This is a genomic window from Kutzneria kofuensis (assembly GCF_014203355.1).
Classification (GTDB): Bacteria; Actinomycetota; Actinomycetes; order Mycobacteriales; family Pseudonocardiaceae; genus Kutzneria; species Kutzneria kofuensis.
This window is the reverse complement of record NZ_JACHIR010000001.1, coordinates 8,348,348-8,367,204: the sequence shown is the minus strand read 5'-3', so window position 1 is coordinate 8,367,204 and position 18,857 is coordinate 8,348,348. Positions and strand designations below refer to the sequence as shown.

The window sequence follows — 18,857 nt, the reverse complement described above, 5'->3', positions numbered from 1 at the left end:
CGTCCCGATGACGCCGCGCGACCCGGACGAGGCCGGGCGGGCCGCGTCCACGCTGGAGCTGTTCTTCGACCTCGTCTTCGTCGTCGCCGTGAGCATCGCCGCCGCGCAACTGCACCACGCGCTCATCGAGGGGCATGTGCTCGACGGGATCGTCAACTACGGCTTCGTGTTCTTCGGGATCTGGTGGGCCTGGATGAACTTCACCTGGTTCGCCACCTCCTTCGACACCGACGACTGGCTGTACCGGGTGCTCACCATCGTGCAGATGGGCGGCGTGCTCGTCTTCGCCTCCGGCATCGGCCCCGCCTTCGAGGAACACGACTACGCGGTGCTCATCATCGCCTACGTCGTCATGCGCGTGGCACTCGTCGCGCAGTGGCTCCGCGCGTCGCGGTCATCAGGCCCCACGCGCCGAGCCACACTCATCTACGCGGCGGGCATCGCACTGGTCCAAGCCTTGTGGCTCGCCTGCCTGCTGCTTCCCTCCGGGGTGTTCACCGTCGCGCTGATCGTGCTCATCGCCGCGGAACTCGTCGTACCGATCGTCGCCGAGCGCACCGGGACCACGCCCTGGCACCCACACCACATCACCGAGCGCTACGGCCTGTTCACCCTCATCCTCCTCGGTGAGAGCCTGCTCGCCTCCGCCAACGCGATCATCGAGGCCCAGCGGGACGTCGGGTCGTCCGGCCAGCTCATCGGTATCGCCGCGCTCACGCTCGTCGCCACGGCGGCCATGTGGTGGGTCTACTTCTGGCCGCCGCACCACCACGCCATCAAGGACGTCAAGAGCTCCCTGGCCTACGTGTACGGGCACTTCCTCATCTTCGCCGCCGCAGGCGCGTTCTCCGCCGGCACCGAGGTCGCGATCGACGTCCTCACCGGGCACACCACACTGCACCAGCCCTACGCGTCCTTCGCCTACACAGTCCCCCTCGCCGTCTTCGTCCTCGGCATCTGGGCCCTCGCGATCAGGCCCCACGCCGACCACGTCGTCAACACCGCCCTGCCCGTGGCCGGGTTCCTCACCCTCGTCGACCCCCTCATCCCGGTCCCCTTCGCCCTCACGGCGGCAATCCTCGCCGGGGCCGTCACCGTGCTCATCTGGCGGCGGCCGACCGATGAAGACGACGCCCCAGCCCGCCCGCGCGTCTGATGGGCTGCCGCCATCACACCGCTGGCGATCATGCCGTGCTCGTTGACCGTGCCTGTCGGCGCAGCTTGAATGCGGGGGTCGACATCTGGAATCCCACCGCATGGCGGACAGGGTTCCGCGAACGGGGCCGTGCCTCAGGCCGTCAGCTCGTCGATCAGGCCCCGGACCTCGTCGGCGTCGCCGGTGGCACCGGTCTGCACGAAGGCGGCGAGCGCTTGCCGTTGGCACGTAAGGGCTTCTTCCCGCTGCCCCTGCCTGGCGTGGATCCGGCCGAGCTGGGTCAGGGTCAGACCTTCACCGTGCCGGTCCCCGATCTCCCGGCGGAGCGCCAGCGCGCGCCGGTGACAGGCTGACGCGTCGCCCCACTGTCCGAGATCCTGGTACACCAACGCCATGTTGTGCAACGCCCGGCCGGCACGCAGCCGGTCCCCGCTCTGTGCCAGCACATCGAGGGCCTGCCGGTGGCACTCGACGGCGTCGGTGTGGCGGCCCGTACGCTGCAACACGGCGCCGAGATTGGTCAGCACCCCGCCTTCGGCCTGCGGATCGCCCAGTTCCCGTGCGCAGGCGAGGGCCTGTCGGTAGCGGGACTCGGCCAGGCCGTAGCGGCGGTGCAGCGCCGAGAGGAAGCCGAGGTTGTTCAAGGTCCTTGCCGCCAGGTAGCGGTCCTCCCGCTCCCACGCGATGGTCAGGGCCTCCTCCCACCTGCTCTCGGCGTCCTCGAACTGCCCGAGCTGGTAGCTGACCCCGCCAACGTTGATCAGGGCCTTGGCCTGTCCGAGCCGGTCGCCGGTCCGCCGGCACACGGCCAGCGCCTGCCCGTGGTAGTCGCGTGCCTCGTCGTACCACTGAAGTTCCTGGTGGGCCAGGCCCAGCGCGGTGAGGCTCTGCCCTTCGGCGAACTGATCGCCGAGCCGCAGTGCCGCCGCGAGGCCGAACTTGGCGATGGTGATCCACTCGTCCGGGTGGTTGCGCAGCTCGAAGAACGGGTGCAGCGCCGACACGACCTCGCAGGTCAGATCGTCGAGTCCGCAACGCGCCGACAGGCTCACCACCGGGATCAGGTTCGGGCGTTCGCCCTCCGACCACGCCACCGCGTCGCTCCGTCCGCCGAACAGCCATGACTTGTGCTCAGGGGGCGTACGGGAGTCGAGGTGCGTGCGCACGGCCTGGGTCGCGGCTCGGTAGTACCCCAGGAGCCGACTGACCGCCGCCGCACGGTCGGCCGGTTGTTCGTCGGTTTCGCAGCACTGTCCGGAGTAGAGGCGGACCAGGTCGTGGAATCGGTAGCAGTCGGGCACGATCGACGGCTCGATCAGGTGGGCCCGGCACAGGCCCTCTGCGAGCCGGCATGCCTCGTTCTCCGACACGTTGGCGAGCGCCGCGACCGCCCCGACGCCGATGTGTGGGCCGGGATGCAGGGACAGCAGCCGGAACAGTCGCGCCAGGGTCCGCGGTAATCGCAGGTAGGACGTGTCGAAAGCAGCCCGGACCGCGACCGATTCGCCGTAGGAGAGCATGTCGAGCCGGTCCGTGGCCGCGCCGACGGTCCGCACCAGCCGGCCGATGCCGTGCCTGGGTCGGTCCGCGAGCAACTCGGCGACGATCCGCAACGCCAACGGCAGGCCCTCACACAACTGTGCGAGCCTGATGGCTTCCTGTGGTTCGTCAGCCACACGCGTGTCGCCGGGCATCGCCGCCTCCAGCGCCTGGGCCATCACACCGACCGCATCCACATCCCGCAGCACGCCCAACTCGACGCGGCGCGCCCCGGGCACCGGCAGGTTGTCCCGGCTGGTGATCAGCATTCGATGCACGGGGCTGCCCGGCCGCAACGCGTTGGCCTGCGCCACATCCGAGACGTTGTCCGCCAGCACGAGCACGCGGCGGCCCCGGTCGGCCATCTCGGCCAGTATCGAGCGGTAGCGGTTCTCCCGCTCCCCCTGCGTGGCCGGGGCCCGTTCGGTGCCCAGTTCGCCCAACATCGCCAGCAGCGCCGCGTTCACCGAGACACCACCGGCCGGATCGTAACCGTGCAGGTCGATGAACAGCACACCGCCCGGGAACCACCCGGCCGCCACCGCCTCGTGCGCCGCGCGCACCGCCAGAGCGGTCTTGCCGATCCCGGGCAGCCCGGTGATCGTCGCGACGCTCGGCAGCCCCTTCGCCTCGGGATCGAGCAGTGCGGCCAACCCGGCCTGTTCGTCGACACGGTCCGTGAAGCCCACCTCGGCCGGCAGGCCCGCCAGCGCCACCGGCACGGGCGTCGCGAAGTGCACCACGTCGATGTGGCCGGCCTGGACCACGTTGCCCGCGATGCCGCCGATGATGACGTTGTTCGTCTCGTCCGCCGGCTCCGGCCCCGACGTCATCGCGCCGCACCGTGCTGGGTGCCGTCCCTGTCCGCATCGCAGCTCTCGGTCACGCGCCCCCCTCTTCTCCGGTTCCGCTCCACACATCCCGGAGCAATAGATCGCCCGCGGCGGGAAAACGTAACCAGGCAACAAAACCCGCTGTCCTCGGGGACCGGCGGGACCACGGCCTCGACTTGCCGCTCGACAGCGCCGCTGATCAACGGCACCGCCGCCCCTCTCTCCCTCGGCCTACAGGTCGTTTCCGGCGTACGAGAGGTTGAAGCTCTTGTTGACCAGCGGGAAGTCCGGGACGATGGTGTCCGCGAGCGCGACCGGCAGGGCCGGCCAGTTGAAGAAGCTCGGATCGACGATCTTCACCCGCGCGAGCGTGCCGTCGCCGGCGAGCTCGACCCGGTGCACGATGGTGCCCCGCCAGCCCTCGACGATGCCCACCCCGGACAGTGCCGCACCAGCCGTCTCACCCTGTTCAGGGTCGTCGTCCGCGTCGAGCAGGGCCGAGATCCAGGCCACGGATTCCTGGATCTCTCCGACGCGGACGAGGAAACGGGACAGCACGTCGCCTTCGGCGTGCGACGGCTCGGACCGCGGCAGCGGGGGTTTGATGAACGGATGGTCGTGGCGTGCGTCGAAGGTCAGGCCGCTCGCGCGGGCCACGTAGCCGAGCACGCCGAGATCGGCCGCCTGATCGGCGGTCAGGCGGGCGGTCCCGGCGAATCGGTCACGAACGACGCTGTGGCCGACCGCCAGCTCGACGATCTCCACGACATCCAAGGCGGTGGCCGTCAACAATTCGGCGTCGGGTACCGCGCGCAGCGCGGTTGTCCCCGGCCGGATGGCACCGCGGAGAAGTCGGTGCCCGGTGACCTCCTCGTTGACACGCAAGAGCCGTTCCCGGATGCGGCCGGCATGCGCGTGGAGGATGCCGTGCCCGACGTCGTTGCACAGCGCACCGATGTCGGCGACGTGGTTGTGCAGCCGCTCCAACTCCAGCAGCAGCGCCCGATCCCGCCGCGCGGCGATCGGCACCGGGATGCCGAGCGCGTCCTCCACGGCCATGCAGTACGCCAACGCGTGGCCGACAGCGGTGTCGCCGCTGATGCACTCGGCCAGTTCGACGCCCTCGCCCGGTCGCCGTCCCTGGAACAACTTCTCGAGTCCCTTGTGGACGAACCAAAGCCGGGCCTTGAGGTTGAGGATGGTCTCCCCCACCACGGAGAACCGGAAGTGGCCGGGTTCGATCATGCCGGCGTGCACGGGCCCGACGGGGATCTCGTAGACGCCGGGCCCCTCGACGGTCCGGAACGGGTACGGGCCGTCGAGGTCGCCGAACTCGGGTGGGTCGCCGGCGTCGACGCGCATCGGGTACCAGCCCTGTGGCCAGTGGAAGTGCCGGACCAGGCGGCGCGGCAGGGGATGGTCTGCCGGCACGATGCCGAACAGGTCGCGCATCTCTCGTTCGAAACGGCCGATCGGGAACGACAGGTCGGCCAGGCTCGGCACCTGCGGGGCGTCGCGGTCGAGCAGGACGTGCAGTTCGACGCGATGGTCGCTGCCGGCATGGGTGAACAGGTACACCGCGCGCAACCGGGTGGTGTCGTCGTGGCCGGCCACCAGTGCCGGGCGGTATCCGGCGGTGAGCAACCCGTGGACGTGGTCCGGGAGTTCACCGGCGGCGACGGCCCGGGCGGTGCGGCGGTGACCGACAAGTTCACCGAAGGCGTGTGTCATGGCGTCCCCGTGGCTATGGCTGCTGCCGAGTGCAGCAGGTCGGTCAGTGGCCCGGCGGACACGCCGAGCGCCGCGCTCAACGCGAGCCCGGCGAGCAGGACGGCAGCGGTCATGCCCGGCAGGCGGGGCGCCGCCGTGGCGGTGCCAGGCCCTTCGGCCGGGGCACCCAGCAGCATGCGGCTCATGTGGATCACCAGAGCCGCTCCGGCGATCGCCGCCAGCAGCAGTGCGGCCGCGATGGCCCACCCCAGGCCGGCAGAGAACCCGGCCCGCGCAATGCCCAGTTCACTGGCGAAGATGCTGAACGGCGGCAGCCCGATGAGCGCCAGCACACCGAAGCCCAGGCACCCTGCCAGCACGGGCTGTCGCGCGGCCACGCCCCGGATCTGCTCGATGCGGCTGGTGCCGGCCGTCTGGGACAACCGCCCGAGGCCGAGGAACAGCACGCCCTTGGCCAGCCCGTGGCCCAACACGTGCAGCAGCACCGCAGCCATCGCCACCGGGCTGCCGACCGCGGCGCCGATGGCGATCAACCCCAGGTGTTCGACGCTGGAGTACGCGAGCATCCGCTTGTAGTCGCGCTGCGCGATCAGCAATGAGGCCGCCAGCGCGAGCGACGCCAGCGCCATCACCACCAGCAGCGCTCGCACGAAGCCGGCGCCGAGCACTGCGTCGGAGACGAGCTTCACGCGCAGGATCGCGTAGAAGGCCACGGCCAGCAGCACTCCGGACATCAGGGCCGATACCGGCGCCGGGGCCTGGCTGTGCGCGTCGGGCAGCCAGGCGTGCAGCGGCGCGAGCCCGGCCTTGCAGCCGAAGCCGATCACCAACAACGCCACCGCGATCCTGGTCACCGCGGGGTCGAGCGAGTGCGCCGCACCGAGCAGACCGACCAGGTCCAGGCCGGGCTTGGTCGGTGTGTGCTGTGCGGCGTAGTTGAGCAGCAATGCGCCCAGCAGGGCCAGGGCGATGCCGGTCGAGCAGATCACCACGTACTTCCACGCCGCCTCGACTGCCTCGCGGGTGCGGCGCTGTCCGACCAGGAAGGCCGTGATGATCGTGGTCGCCTCGATCGCGATCCACAGCACGCCGAGGTCGGCGGCCAGCACGGCGGCCGTCATCGCGGCCAGGAACGCCTGTGCGAGCAGGCTGTGCCGGGCCGCGGTCCGGCTGCTTGCGCGGCCGGCGCGGATCTCGGTCGTCAGGTGGGACGGAGTGGTGGCGGTGGCCAGCAGCCCAACCGCTCCGATCACCAGCAACATGAACGCCGAAAGCGCGTCGACGCGAACCAGTCCGCTCAACGCGACCTGCGGACCGCTCGCGCCGACAACCGCGGCGATGCCGACGGCCGCCGCCAGTTCGCCCGCCGCCGTCCCGGTCGCGATCAAGGCGGTGACCGGACGCCATCCGACCACGAGGTAGGTCAGCGCGCCCAACACCGGCAGGCCGACCGGGGTGAGTATCAGCACCGTGATCATCAGTCGTGCAACTCCCGCAGCTCGGCGACGTCGGTGTCGCCGAACGTCTCGCGCATCCGTCCGGTCAGGATCTGCAGCACCAGCACGGCGAGCAGCACGTCGAGCGACACGCCCAGCTCGACGGTCACCCCGACGCCGGCCGTGGTCAACAGGCCGACGGCGGTGATGCCGTTGTCCATCAACAAGAATCCGACCAGTTGCGACGGCGCCCTGCGTCTGGTGACCAGCACGAAGAATCCGATGAGCACCACCGCCACGCCGACCGGAATGGCGCTGGTCGCGGCCGAGGGGGCGAGCGCGACCAACGGCCGGGACACCGCGTAGGCCACCAGCGTGAGCAGCGCGGCGACCAGCAGCGACGTGGCGACGTTGACCAGCGGCCGCGTTTCCCGGCTGGCCGGACCTACCGCGGCCACCGCACGGCGCAGCACCCAGGGCAGAACTCCAGCCCGGAGCGCGAGAATCCCCACCGCAACGCCTCCGAGCTCGACGCTGCCGGTGTGGGCCGCGCCGACACCGGCCACCACGGCCAGGGCGAGCCCCTGCACGACGAACACACGAATGAGCACGGCGAGCTCTCGCCGCCACAGCATCAGCACCGAAGTCAGCAACAGTCCGCCGCAGGCCAGATCCAGCACCTGCACGTAGGTTGTGTCACTCACGATCGCGGCAAACCTCCTTGTCAGGCCAGGAAGAACGACGCGGCGACCGCGAGCAGCGCCAACAGGAACGAGCCGGCCAGCAGCTCCGGCACCCGGAACAGACGCAACTTCGCCAGGAACACCTCGCCGACAGCGAGCGCGAATCCGAGGATCCCGACTTTCAGCGCAACCGCCAGGACGCCGCCGAGCACCGCGAGCGGCCCGGGCGTCGTGGCGATTCCCCAGGGGACGAACAGGTTCGACAACAGCCCGAGGAACACGCTCAGCCGCATCGCCGAGGCCAACTCCACCAGCGCCAGGTCCGGGCCGGCGTACTCCAACACCATCGCCTCGTGCACCATCGTCAGCTCCAGGTGCGTGGACGGGTTGTCCACCGGCAGCCGCCCGGTCTCGGCGACGATCACGATGACCAACGCCACTGCCGCGAGCAGGCTCACCGGCGACATCACTCGGGCCGGTTCGCGCAGTGTCGAGGACACGATCGCGGCCAGGTTGGTCGACCCGACCGGCACCGAGAGGGCGAAGACGGCCACCAGCAGGGTCGGCTCGACCAGCGCGATGATGGTCATCTCGCGGCTGGCGCCCATCCCGCCGAACGCGGTCCCGGTGTCCAGCCCGGCGAGGGCGAGCGCGACGGTGCCCGCGGCCAGCAGGGCGACCACGGCGAACAGGTCGGCGACCGGGTCCAGCGCGGAGTCGGTGGTCACCAGTGGGGCGACGAGCGAGACCACGAGCGTGGTGGCCACCAGCACGTATGGCGCGGCCCGGAACACCAAGCCGGTGCCACGGGGAGCGACCGGCTCCTTGCCGAACAGCTTACGTAGGTCGCGCCACGGCTGGCCGATCCCGGCGCCGGCCCGGCCCTCCAGGCGCGCCCGCGTCTGCCGCATCATCCCGACCAGGACCGGGGATCCGGCCACTACCGCCAGCGGTTGCACCACGCCACCGACCACACCCAACAGACTCATCAGGTGGTCTCTCCGTGCTCGGCGTGTGCGGCCGCCGCCAACAGCGCGGCCGCCGCGGCTCGGGCGCATGGCGGGCTGGAACGGAGATCGGGTATAGGGTCGCTCATCTCGTCACCACCAAGAGGATCAGCAGGCCGCACACGGCGTAGAAGCCGTAGCCGAGGTAGCGGTGCACGCTGCCGGTGGCCAGCCGGCGCGCCGCCGTGCCCCACACACCGACGGCTTTCAGCAGTGGGGCGTAGAGCCGCCGTTCGATCCGGTCCGGCACCTGGCTGCGGTACTGGACGGCTTTCACCAGGTAGCTGGACTCGCGTACATGAGTGATGTCCACATCGGTCTCCGGCCGCACCACGTCGTCGAAGACCCGCTGCAGGGGCTCAGCGAACGAGGTCGCGGTGTACTCCATGCGCGGGGACAGCGGACCGGCCCCGCAGTCCCACAACCGCGCGGCACGGCGGGCCCGTCGCGTCACCACCAGCCGCACCAACGCCACCAGCACCAGCACCGCGGCCGCCAGCGCGAGCGCGAGCATCAGCGGCGACAGCACCCCGGACACGCCGGACAGTCGGATGGTGATCCCGTCGACCACCGCCGGTTCGCCAGCGCCGACCAGGCGACCGGACAGTGTGCCCAACGCCGGCAGCAGTGCGGTCGGCAGCACAGCGAGCACGACACAGGCCGCCACGGCGATCGCCATCGCGACCACCATCGACGCCGGGCTCTCCCGCGCCGCAGCGGCGCCGTCGCTTCGCGGGCGCGCCAGGAACCCGACGCCGAACGCCTTGACAAAGGTGGCGACCGCAAGCCCGGCGGTCAACGCCACCGCCGCGACCGCGACCGGCATCATGATCGCGGCTGCGGTCCCGGAACTCGGCCGACCGTGGATCAACGCCTGCAGCAACAGCCACTCCGAGACGAACGCCGTGCCCGGCGGCAATGCCGACGCGGCCAGTGCGCCAAGCCCGAACGCGCCGGCGGTGAACGGCATCGACTTCTGCAGACCGCCGAGCGCGTCCAGGTCTCGGCTTCCGGCTCCGTGCTGCACCGAACCCGCGGCCAGGAACAGCACGGTCTTGAACGCCGCGTGGTTGACCATGTGCAGCAACGCCGCGGCAACCGCGAGGCCGGCAAGGACCGGGTCGTCGGCGACCATGCCGGCGGCGCCGAGCCCCACCAGCACCAGGCCCATGTTCTCCGTGGTCGAGTAGCCCAGCAGCCGTTTGAGATCCGTGCTCATCGCCGCCTGCAGGATGCCGTAGACCGCGGAGACGGCCCCCACTGCCAAGGTCAGCAGCCACCACCAGCGCTGTCCGCCGCCGAGCAGGTCGAACCCGACCCGTACGATGCCGTACACGCCGAGGTTGACCATCGCCGCCGACATCAACGCCGAAACATGGCTGGGCGCTTCCGGATGCGCCCGCGGCAACCACACGTGCAGCGGCACGACGCCGGCCTTCGACCCGAATCCTGCCAGCGTTGCCAGGAACACCACCGATGCGGCCGTCGGCGACAGGTGGTGCGCGGCGGCACGCAGCGCCGAGAACGAGTCGTCGCCGGCAGCGGCCGTGAACACCAGCAAGCCGGCCAGAATCGCCACGAAGCCGAAGTGGGTCATCGCAGCGTACCAACGCCCCGCCCCGGCGACCTCCGGCCGGCGCCGATGCTCGGTGAGCACCAACACCAGCGAGCACAACGCCATCAGTTCCCAGCACATCAACAGCGCCGCTACGTTGCCGGCCGAGACGACGAGCATCATCGCGACCACGAACAGCGGCAACACCGCCTGCGGCAACCGGCCGTTCGCGTCGGCGCGAGCGTAGCCGACGCCGTAGACCGCCGACACGAGCGCGACCGCCCCCGTCACGGCCAGGAACAAGCCGCTCATCGAGTCGACGGTGATCGTCACGCCGGACAGCGGCAGCAGCGCCGGGAAGGCGGCCGTGTACACCACCCCGGCCATCGCGCTGACGCCGGCCGCCGCGCCGGCTGCCCCGCACAGCGCCGTGGCGGTGCCGCTCGCGTAAGGACGGATTCGTTGCGGGGCAACGGCACCGAGAGCGGCGGCGAGCACGCCCAGCGCCAGCGCGACGTCGAGCCCCAGCCCGGTGGGATTCACCGGCCGGTCAGCTTTCGCAGCGCCTCGGTGATCGCCTCCGGGCGGGGTGGGCAGCCGGCGACCTCCAGGTCGACCGGAATCACGTCGCGGACCCGGCCCACCACACCGTATGCGCCGGCGAACACGCCGCAGTCACGGGCACAGTCGCCGACCGCGAGGACAACACCGGGTGCGGGGACCGCGTCGTGGGTGCGGCGCAGCGGCTCGACCATGTTGCGGGTCACCGGTCCGGTCACCAGCAGCGCGTCCGCATGGCGGGGCGAGGCCACCAGCCGGGCGCCGTAGCGCTCGGCGTCGTGCACCGGTCCGAACGCCGCCGCGATCTCGATCTCGCAGCCGTTGCAGGAACCCGCGTCGACGTGGCGCACCTGCACCGAGCCCCGCATCCGCGCGGCGGCGGCCGGCCGGTCGCCGGCCGGTTCTGGCGGCGCCGGCTCCGCCGCCCGCCCGACGCTCCGGATCCTGCGCCACAACCTCAGCACTCCCCTGCTCCATTTCTGTCACGTCCGCCGGCGGTCGCCCCGCCGGCGTGGAGGTGTGCAACGGGGGTGACCGCGGGCTCAGCCGCCCGCGTCCCCGACCCGGGTAGTTCCGCTGTCGTGCTGGGCACGGCGGTGCGGAGGTCTTCCAGCAGCTCGATCTGCCCCGCCAGCACCCCGGTCAGGATCGACCGGGCCACCGCGAGCAACTCGGCCACCTGCGGACTGGTCAGCGAGTAGTAGACGTTCGAGCCTTCCTTGCGGCTGGTCACCAGGCCGGCCCGGCGCAGCACCGCCAGCTGCTGTGACAGGTTGGCGGCCTCGATGCCGACCTCGGGCAGCATCTCGGCCACCGCGTGCTCGCGCTGGCTGAGCAGCTCCAGCACCCTGATCCGCGCCGGATGCCCCAACGTCTTGAAGAACTCGGCCTTCAGCTGGTACAGCGGCCTGCTCACGCCGACCACCCCGCCCTCGTCGTCATGCGCCGTGCTCTCCCCTGCCTCTGCCGTCGGAGGATCGAACACACCCACCCTTCACAAAATCAGCAATTGCACAACTTTGCAAGTCTTCAGGTCGTGTGAGGCTACTCCATCCGTTCCCACAACCGCCAGCGGCCCGGCGAGCCAACCGTCGACCCCGCGCCTTCGGGGCGTCACCGGTCCTGGTGGCCTTGAAGGACCGCTGCCCGCAGGCCGAGTCGGCGGTGGTGAGCGGGTGTTCAGTGGTGGGCGTGGTAGGCCGCCGCCACAGCGTGGCCCCGGCCGCGGGAGATCATCCACCGATTGACCGGGACGGTCAGCACGAACGCCACCAGCAGCGATGCGGCGAGCGAGCCCCAGAACAGCAGGCTGTCCAGGCCCGCGTCCATCGCGCCCGGGACCGCGACCATGATCGCGTTGTCCAGGATCTCCATGACCAGGATGGACACGGTGTCGGCGGCCAGCGCCACCTTCACCGCCGCCGTGAACGCGACTCCGGCGCGCAGCACGCCGCGCATGGTCAGCGCGTAGCCGAACACGAACGCCAGCGCGATCGACAACAGCACGGTGCCGGCGTTGTGCAGGCCCAGCATCGTGCCGATCACCATGCCCAGGACTTCGCCGATGGCGCAGCCGGTCAGGCAGTGCAGTGTGGCCTGCGCCGCCGCCTTCCAGGTCGTCGTGGCGGAGTGGCCCATGACGCCTCCTTACTCCACTGTCACGGTACCCGTAGGGGGTTCGCGCGATTCCGACGATTCGAGGCATTTCGGCTATCACCGGTAGCCCGAATAGGTCGCCCCGATATTCACCTGGATGCGCATCACGTAGCGCCACCCGCGTGGACGCGGCACCTATGACATGTCCATACCGCGTCAGAGTCGGCATGTCGCCCCACTTCGACATTGCGCCGTCGAAGCTACGAGAGTAGGTCTGACGCGTGTCCAAGACGGAAAGTGCGCGGTGTCGCGTGAACTGTTTTCCACCCCATAGTTGAGTTTGTCTCAGTCACTTTCACCCGAGTCGGTCGCACTCGACATGGGTGAGTGCGAATGTGACTTCGACGATGCATCTCAGGGGTTATGCGTCGTCCGCGACGCGTTGCGGATCTGGACCTACGAACAGGAGCGCACATGAAGGGAAACCAGCGCTGGGCGCTCATGGCGGCCGCCGTGGTCACCGCGATCGGCCTGAGCGGCGGCGTCGCGTCGGCCGGGGACAGGGGCGCTCCGAAACCCGGCAGCGACGGTGCGGGGGACAGTTACTATCCGCAGGACGGTAACGGGGGCTATGACGTCTCGGACTACGACCTGAACGTCCGCTACGATCCCGTGTCGCATCAGCTCAGCGGCCTGCAGACGATCACCGCGCGGGCGACGCAGTCGCTCAGCTCGTTCGACCTCGACCTGCGCGGGTTGACCGTCGATTCGGTCAAGGTCGACGGCCGGGCCGCGAAGTTCAGCCGCACCGGCGAGCACGAGTTGGTGATCACGCCGGCGTTCCCGCTGTGGCGCGGGCAGCCGTTTCGGACCAAACTCGCCTACCACGGCGTGCCGGCGCCGATCCACGACCCGAAGCTGGGCGACAACGGCTGGCAGTTCAGCGAGGACGGCGGCGCGTTCGTGGCCGGCGAGCCGCACTCGGCGACGACCTGGTACCCGGTCAACGACACTCCGCTCGACAAGGCCGTCTTCCACCTGGCGATCACCGTGCCGGATGGGTGGGGCGTGATCGCGAACGGCCGCGAGCGCGGAACGTTCACGGCCCCGGGCGGCACCACCCACGTGTGGGCGGAAGAAACGCCGATCGTGCCGTACATGACGACGGTGGCGGTCGACAAATGGACCTTCGATCGGCAGAAGCGTAAGGACGGCGCGCCGATCGTGAGCGCGTTCGCCCCGGGCACGCCGGATTCAGCGAAGCAGGCCGAGGCGCGACTGCCGGAGATCCTGGATTTCCTCGAATCAAAATTCGGTCCATACCCGATCGACGCGGCAGGCGGCATCTTCCTCGACAAGGGGATCCGCTTCTCGCTGGAGACGATGAGCCGACCGATCTACTCCGGCCGCTGGGGAGGCAGGATAGCCGTGATCGTGCACGAGAATGCCCACCAGTGGTACGGCGACTCGGTGGCCGTCGAGCACTGGAAGGACATCTGCCTCAACGAATGCTTCGCGTCGTATGCCGAGTGGCTGTGGGACGAGGCCAAGGAGGGCAAGGACCTCAACGCCCGGTACCTCGCGTGGGTCGAGTCGGCGCCGACGGCGTTCTGGACGGGCAAGCTCTACGACATGGGCCCGGGGAACGAGTTCACGGCGGCCGTGTATCTGAAGGGCCCGATGATGCTGCACGCGCTGCGGAACTATATCGGGCAGCAGGCGTTCGACCGGGTGCTGCGGACATGGCCGTCGCTCCACCGCAACAGCAACGCGACCATGCGGCAGTTCCAGCTGCTGACCGAGCTGAGTGCGCACCGGAACCTGAAGTGCTTCTTCGACGCCTGGGTGTACGGGAACGCCAAGCCGGCCGCGGAGTACCTCTTCCCGGGCTTCCTGAAGCCGGCCGCGTGAACGGACTCGTGAACGTTTCTGGTGGTTCTGGGCGACATCGTCCGGCCGCGCGACCGCCGACACATCCTCGAAGAAAGGACAGGCATGCCCTTCACCCCCGCGAGAATGGCCCGGCGCGCGGTGTTGCCACTGCCCGCGCTGCTGCTCGCCGGCAGCCCGAACGCATTTGACGCCCCCGCGGGCACGGACTCCGACTACGACGCGAACCACTGCCGGCACCAACCGATCCCCACCGCCGAGGCGGACTGGAAGCCCGTCACCGCCCTGTTGGGCCGGACCGGGAAGTTCGGCGACCACTCCACGGTCTACCGCATCCCGCTGCCCCGCACCGACCTGCACGTCAGCTCCTACGGCGTGGCGATCAAGCCCGGTCTGTCCTTCGGCGGCTATGCCGCGTTCGCCGAATACCGCGACGGCGTCATGGTGATGGGTGACCTGGTGGTCACGGAGGACGAGTTGCCCATGGTCACCGACGCGTTGCAGGCGCACGGGATCGAACAGACCGCGCTACACAAGCACTTGCTTGAGCAGACGCCGCCGGTCTGGTGGACGCACATCCACGCCATGAACACCAACCCGGCCGAACTCGCCCGAGGCATCAAGGCCGCGCTGGACGCCACCACGATCCCACCCGCCGCGCCGCCCGGGCCGCAGCCGCCCCTGGACCTGGACACCGCCGGCATCGACAAGGCATTGGGACACAAGGGAACCGCCGACGGCGGGATCTACAAGGTCACCATCGCCCGCAACGACACCATCGTCGACAACGGCCACGTGCTCCCGCCGACGTTCGGCGTGACGACGGGGATCAACTTCCAGCCGGTCGGCGGTGGCCGGGCCGCGATCAACGGCGACTTCGCCATGACCGTCCCGGAGGTGCAGAAAGTGCTCCAGGCGCTCCGCAAGGGCAACATCGACGTCGTCGAGCTGCACAACCACAGTTTCACCGAGCAGCCCCGGCTGTTCTACACCCACTTCTGGGCCGTCGACGACGGCGTCACCCTGGCCAACGCACTGCGCGTGGCAGTGGACGCCACCAACGTCAGCTGACGACCTCAACGGCCGACCCGCGCTACGGGGCAGGTTTCCGTTCCAGCAGCGCGGGACGACCGTCACTGCCGGCCGGCACGAGGTAGCAGCTGCGGTGCGTACTGGCAGCGACAGCGTGAGCGCCATCGACCAGGTGTCCCGTGCGTGAGCGCATCCGCTGCCGATGCGATAACCGGTCGACAGGCACGCGCGACGTGCCTAGCCTTCCCGTCGAACCACCCGGCCTTTCGTCCGAAGGGGGAATCTCATGCGGGTCCGAGCAGCCCGGTCCATGACGACCGACCTCGTGCTGACCACCGTGATCTCACCCTTGGACGTAAGGAATTCCAGAAGTGGATCTTCCCCGCGGCTTCACCATCCGCGAGAGCAGTCATCGCATCCATAACCCTCTCACCAGCGAGAAACTGGCTGTCCTCGGCCAGGCGTTGAACCCGCCACCCGGCGCTCGAATGCTCGACCTGGCCTGCGGCTCGGGCGAGATGCTGTGCACCTGGGCCCGCGATCACCACATCACTGGAACCGGTGTGGACATCAGCACGGTGTTCCTGGCCTCGGCCGAAGCACGAGCGATCGAGTTGGACGTAGCCGAGCGGGTCACCTTCATCCACGGCGACGCGTCGAACCACGTTGCCGACGACCCGGTGGACATCGGGTCATGCGTCGGCGCCACCTGGATCGGTGGTGGCGTCGCCGGCACGGTGGAACTGCTGCGGCGCAGCCTGCGTCCCGGCGGCACCATGCTGATCGGTGAACCGTACTGGCGCCGGGAACCTCCGGACCAAGCCACGGTCGAAGCCTGTCACGCCACCAGGAAAGACGATTTCCACGCACTTCCAGCCCTACTGGAACAGTTCGGGGATCTCGGCTGCGACGTCGTCGAGATGGTCCTCGCCGACCAGGACAGCTGGGACCGCTATGTCGCGGCCCAGTGGCTCAACACCCGCCGCTGGCTGGACGCACATCCCGACGACGAGCTGGCGGAGAAGATGCGCACGGATCTGGCCACCGCGCCGGCACGCTACGCCCGGAACCAACGCGAATACCTCGGCTGGGGCGTCTTCGCGCTGATGAACCGCTGATCGACACGGGCGGAGGGGATCCCGGACGATCACCGGGATCCCCGCACATCGGCAGTAGCGGACATCTGCGCCCACCGTCCCGCGTGCGGAGTCGGCCGTCATGCAGGTGGCTGCTACTCCGTGGCCTTGTCGAGGGCGCCGCTGACGTAGAGCACGTCGCCCATGCGCAAGTCGTCCGTCTTCAGGGGCGGAAGGTCGTTGGCGGCGAGCAGGTCCCGGATGGTGATCGTGTTCAGGGCCCAGCCGCGGTCGGTCAGGTAGGGAGCGGCTTCGTTGCGCTCGCCGAAATAGCGCAGCTTCGCCATGTCGGGATCGAAACCCTGGGCACGCCAGCGTTCGGAGACGCGGTTCAGGCTGGCCTTCGTCGTGTCGTCCTCGCCCGGTTTCGGGTTGGGCCTGCTCTCGGTGGCCACCCGGCTGCCCGGCGCGCTGAGCTCGGTGATGGTGTCCAGCAGGCGGTCCTGCGCCTCGGGCGGCAGGTAGCCCAGCAGGCCTTCGGCGCTCCACGCGGTCGGCCGGGCCGGGTCGAATCCGGCGGTGCGCAGTGCGGTGGGCCAATCGTCGCGCAGGTCGACCGCGACCACTTTCCGGTCGGCGGTGGGTTCGGCGCCCAACTCGGCCAGTGTGCGGGTCTTGAATTCGACGACCTGCGGCTGGTCGACCTCGTACACCACGGTCCCGGCCGGCCAGGGCAGTCGGTACGCGCGGGAATCCAGCCCCGAGGCCAGGATCACGACCTGCGTGATGCCCGCGCTCGTCGCATCGAGGAAGAACTCGTCGTAGAACTTGGTCCGTACCTTGGCCACGTCGATCGCTGTTTGCTCGACCAGGTCGCCGGGAGGCAGTTCGCCGGTCGCCAGCCGGGTGAGCAGGTCGATGCCGACCGCCCGGACGAGCGGTTCGGCGAACGGGTCGTTGATGAGCCGAGGATCCGCGCGGGTCGCTATCGCCCGGGCCGCCGCGGCCGCGGTGGCGGTCGCGCCGACGCTGGACGCCAGGTCCCAGGTGTCCCCGTCGTGCCTGGTGGAAGTCATGCTCGGCCCGGTCTTTCCCAGGACTTGGGTCCCGTGGTGGCGTGATCTGTTCGATCAGGACTGATCAGCAGACCGTAGCGGGACACCCCCGTCCGTCTAACTAAAGTGATAGCGGTGACCGCTCGTTTGCCTCGCAACCTGCGTTCCGACGCCCGGGACAACCGCGACCGCATCCTCGACGCGACGCGCTCGGCGTTCCTCACCGGCGGCTTGGACGTGCCGATCCGCGAGATCGCCCGACGCGCCGAGGTCGGGCCCGCGACCGTCTACCGTCATTTCCCGACCAAGGAGATGCTGGTCGCCGCGGCGTTCACCGACCAGATGCTGGCATGGCGATCCATCCTGGACGAAGGGCTCGCCGACCCCGATCCCTGGCACGGCTTCTGCGTCACGGTCGAGAAGCTGTGTGAGCTGCAAGCACGTGACCGCGGCTTCATCGCGGCCTTCAAGTCCGCCTTCCCGCGCGCGATGGATTTCGCCGCGAACCGCTCTTCCTCGCTGACCTCCGCAGCCGAACTGATCCGCCGGGCCAAGGACGCCGGCCGCCTGCGCCCCGACGCCGTCCTGGAGGATCTCATCCTCATGATCATGGCCAACGCCGGCATCAACGCGAGCACACCGGCAGCAGGGATCGCGGCCTCCCGGCGCTTCGCCGCCCTCATGATCCAGGCGTTCCAAGCCTCACCCGCGCCGTCGCCGCTGCCGCCAGTGCCGCAACTGACGCCTGCGGTATCGGTACCTCGACGCAGGCCGTCAGACGGAAGCGCACGGTGATCAAGGGGCAAACGCCCGTACCGGATCTACTACGATCGACTCGCCGCCACGACCGGCGTCCCCGGTGAGTGCATCCGAGGATGGCCAGGCGGCCGGGAGGAGGGCTGCCGGGGGATGAGCGAATCCGACCACGGGCGTGATGATCAGCGGGCTCCGGGCAGTGTCGGGTCCACCCCGGCTCCCTTCGCGCCAGCAGGGAACGCTCCGCCGCCCCATCTCAGCCGGCCCCGGCCTCCGTACCCCCATCCCGGCTACGGCTATCCGCCACCGGCCAGGCCGCGCCGGACGGGCTGGATCGTGGCCGGAGTCGTCGCGCTGGTGATCGTGCTGGGCGCCGGGGTGGCGATCGGCGTCGTCGTCAGACAGTCCTCCGGCCAGCCGCCGAAACCGACCGCAGCCCCGGTCTACTCGATGAACGCGGTCTCCAACGCCTGTGATCTCGTCGACCCCGCTCCGCTGACGAAATGGTCGCCCACCCCCGCGGGCCCGCGCCAGCACCGGGAGGTCCGCCCGGGTGTCAACGGCGCCGGCAGCCTGAGCTGCCAGATCGGCTACTCCAGCGGCGACGCCTTGGGCACGGCCGAAATCCTCGTCGACGCGGACTTCACCACCGGCGACGCCCCGCCTTCCTACGACAACTGGAAACGCGGTGACACGGCCAAGACCGATGCGGGCATGGAGTCCGGCCCGATCACCGGAATCGGGACCCAGGGCTACTGGCACTCCGAGGTTTTCGGCAACCTGGTCACCAACACGCGGTACGTGCTGGCCGTGCTGGACGGCAACGTCTCGGTGCGCGTCCGGCTCAACGTCAGCCGCAGCAAGGACAGTTCGCAGGTAGACAGCGCCGAACTGCAGTCGATCGCCGAGGCTGAGATCCGCAAGACGCTGAACGGGCTGAAGCAGAACTAA

At 69.7% G+C, this 18,857-nt stretch carries 15 protein-coding genes and 1 pseudogene; 6 read left to right on the top strand and 10 right to left on the bottom strand.

Annotated features, from left to right (window positions below):
• Positions 1–7 precede the first annotated feature (7 nt).
• A complete protein-coding gene (locus BJ998_RS37785; RefSeq protein WP_184868068.1) occupies positions 8–1,156 on the top strand; it encodes a low temperature requirement protein A in 1,149 nt (382 codons plus the stop codon).
• Between the two features lie 134 nt (positions 1,157–1,290).
• Here BJ998_RS37785 and BJ998_RS37780 read toward each other — a convergent pair whose 3' ends face one another.
• From BJ998_RS37780 to BJ998_RS37740, 9 genes and pseudogenes are all read right to left on the bottom strand, one after another.
• Positions 1,291–3,528, bottom strand: coding sequence for an ATP-binding protein (locus BJ998_RS37780; protein ID WP_184868067.1), 2,238 nt, complete (start codon positions 3,526–3,528; stop codon positions 1,291–1,293).
• 231 nt (positions 3,529–3,759) lie between these two features.
• Positions 3,760–5,259 carry a hydrogenase large subunit gene (locus BJ998_RS37775; RefSeq protein WP_184868066.1) on the bottom strand — a complete coding sequence of 500 codons (1,500 nt, stop codon included), beginning with the start codon at positions 5,257–5,259 and terminating at the stop codon, positions 3,760–3,762.
• Complete coding sequence (locus tag BJ998_RS37770) at positions 5,256–6,737, bottom strand: proton-conducting transporter transmembrane domain-containing protein (RefSeq protein WP_184868065.1); 1,482 nt, start codon at positions 6,735–6,737, stop codon at positions 5,256–5,258. Before BJ998_RS37770 ends, BJ998_RS37775 begins: the two co-directional genes overlap by 4 nt.
• The gene (locus BJ998_RS37765; protein WP_184868064.1) at positions 6,737–7,399 is read right to left on the bottom strand and encodes a hypothetical protein; all 663 of its coding nucleotides are present in this window, start codon (positions 7,397–7,399) and stop codon (positions 6,737–6,739) included. Before BJ998_RS37765 ends, BJ998_RS37770 begins: the two co-directional genes overlap by 1 nt.
• Before the next feature lie 20 nt (positions 7,400–7,419).
• The gene (locus BJ998_RS37760) at positions 7,420–8,367 is read right to left on the bottom strand and encodes a respiratory chain complex I subunit 1 family protein (protein ID WP_184868063.1); all 948 of its coding nucleotides are present in this window, start codon (positions 8,365–8,367) and stop codon (positions 7,420–7,422) included.
• 103 nt (positions 8,368–8,470) lie between these two features.
• The gene (locus BJ998_RS37755) at positions 8,471–10,483 is read right to left on the bottom strand and encodes a proton-conducting transporter transmembrane domain-containing protein (RefSeq protein ID WP_184868062.1); all 2,013 of its coding nucleotides are present in this window, start codon (positions 10,481–10,483) and stop codon (positions 8,471–8,473) included.
• Positions 10,480–10,965 (bottom strand): NADH-quinone oxidoreductase subunit B family protein, encoded by a 486-nt coding sequence (locus BJ998_RS37750; protein WP_312890512.1) that lies wholly within the window; start codon positions 10,963–10,965, stop codon positions 10,480–10,482. Before BJ998_RS37750 ends, BJ998_RS37755 begins: the two co-directional genes overlap by 4 nt.
• 128 nt (positions 10,966–11,093) lie before the next feature.
• Positions 11,094–11,417: pseudogene (locus tag BJ998_RS37745) on the bottom strand (ArsR/SmtB family transcription factor); the annotation flags it as partial.
• Between the two features lie 263 nt (positions 11,418–11,680).
• Positions 11,681–12,139: a DUF4396 domain-containing protein gene (locus BJ998_RS37740; protein WP_184868060.1), complete on the bottom strand. Its 459-nt coding sequence runs from the start codon at positions 12,137–12,139 to the stop codon at positions 11,681–11,683.
• Between the two features lie 432 nt (positions 12,140–12,571).
• Between BJ998_RS37740 and BJ998_RS37735 the strand changes: the two genes are divergently transcribed.
• The 3 genes from BJ998_RS37735 (at position 12,572) to BJ998_RS37725 (ending at position 16,137) form a co-directional block, all read left to right on the top strand.
• The gene (locus BJ998_RS37735) at positions 12,572–14,008 is read left to right on the top strand and encodes a M1 family metallopeptidase (RefSeq protein ID WP_184868059.1); all 1,437 of its coding nucleotides are present in this window, start codon (positions 12,572–12,574) and stop codon (positions 14,006–14,008) included.
• An 84-nt stretch (positions 14,009–14,092) separates the two neighbouring features.
• Positions 14,093–15,058, top strand: a complete 966-nt coding sequence (locus tag BJ998_RS37730; protein ID WP_246488730.1) for a DUF1259 domain-containing protein — start codon at positions 14,093–14,095, stop codon at positions 15,056–15,058.
• A 332-nt stretch (positions 15,059–15,390) separates the two neighbouring features.
• Complete coding sequence (locus BJ998_RS37725) at positions 15,391–16,137, top strand: SAM-dependent methyltransferase (protein ID WP_184868058.1); 747 nt, start codon at positions 15,391–15,393, stop codon at positions 16,135–16,137.
• 113 nt (positions 16,138–16,250) lie between these two features.
• Here the strand turns inward: BJ998_RS37725 and BJ998_RS37720 are convergent, their stop codons facing one another.
• Entirely contained in the window at positions 16,251–17,171 is a 921-nt protein-coding gene (locus tag BJ998_RS37720) for an SAM-dependent methyltransferase (RefSeq protein WP_184868057.1), read from the bottom strand.
• A 114-nt stretch (positions 17,172–17,285) separates the two neighbouring features.
• On the opposite strand from BJ998_RS37720, the gene BJ998_RS37715 reads away from it, so the two are divergent.
• Together BJ998_RS37715 and BJ998_RS37710 are read left to right on the top strand one after the other, a co-directional pair.
• Positions 17,286–17,945, top strand: a complete 660-nt coding sequence (locus tag BJ998_RS37715) for a TetR/AcrR family transcriptional regulator (RefSeq protein ID WP_184868056.1) — start codon at positions 17,286–17,288, stop codon at positions 17,943–17,945.
• 297 nt (positions 17,946–18,242) lie between these two features.
• Positions 18,243–18,857: a hypothetical protein gene (locus tag BJ998_RS37710; RefSeq protein ID WP_184868055.1), complete on the top strand. Its 615-nt coding sequence runs from the start codon at positions 18,243–18,245 to the stop codon at positions 18,855–18,857.

Coding starts and splice junctions, on each gene's coding strand:
- BJ998_RS37770 (WP_184868065.1), bottom strand. CDS start 6,737: ATGATCACGGTGCTGATACTCACCCCGGTCGGCCTGCCGGTGTTGGGC.
- BJ998_RS37730 (WP_246488730.1), top strand. CDS start 14,093: ATGCCCTTCACCCCCGCGAGAATGGCCCGGCGCGCGGTGTTGCCACTG.
- BJ998_RS37720 (WP_184868057.1), bottom strand. CDS start 17,171: ATGACTTCCACCAGGCACGACGGGGACACCTGGGACCTGGCGTCCAGC.
- BJ998_RS37740 (WP_184868060.1), bottom strand. CDS start 12,139: ATGGGCCACTCCGCCACGACGACCTGGAAGGCGGCGGCGCAGGCCACA.
- BJ998_RS37780 (WP_184868067.1), bottom strand. CDS start 3,528: ATGACGTCGGGGCCGGAGCCGGCGGACGAGACGAACAACGTCATCATC.
- BJ998_RS37735 (WP_184868059.1), top strand. CDS start 12,572: ATGAAGGGAAACCAGCGCTGGGCGCTCATGGCGGCCGCCGTGGTCACC.
- BJ998_RS37760 (WP_184868063.1), bottom strand. CDS start 8,367: ATGAGTCTGTTGGGTGTGGTCGGTGGCGTGGTGCAACCGCTGGCGGTA.
- BJ998_RS37785 (WP_184868068.1), top strand. CDS start 8: ATGACGCCGCGCGACCCGGACGAGGCCGGGCGGGCCGCGTCCACGCTG.
- BJ998_RS37775 (WP_184868066.1), bottom strand. CDS start 5,259: ATGACACACGCCTTCGGTGAACTTGTCGGTCACCGCCGCACCGCCCGG.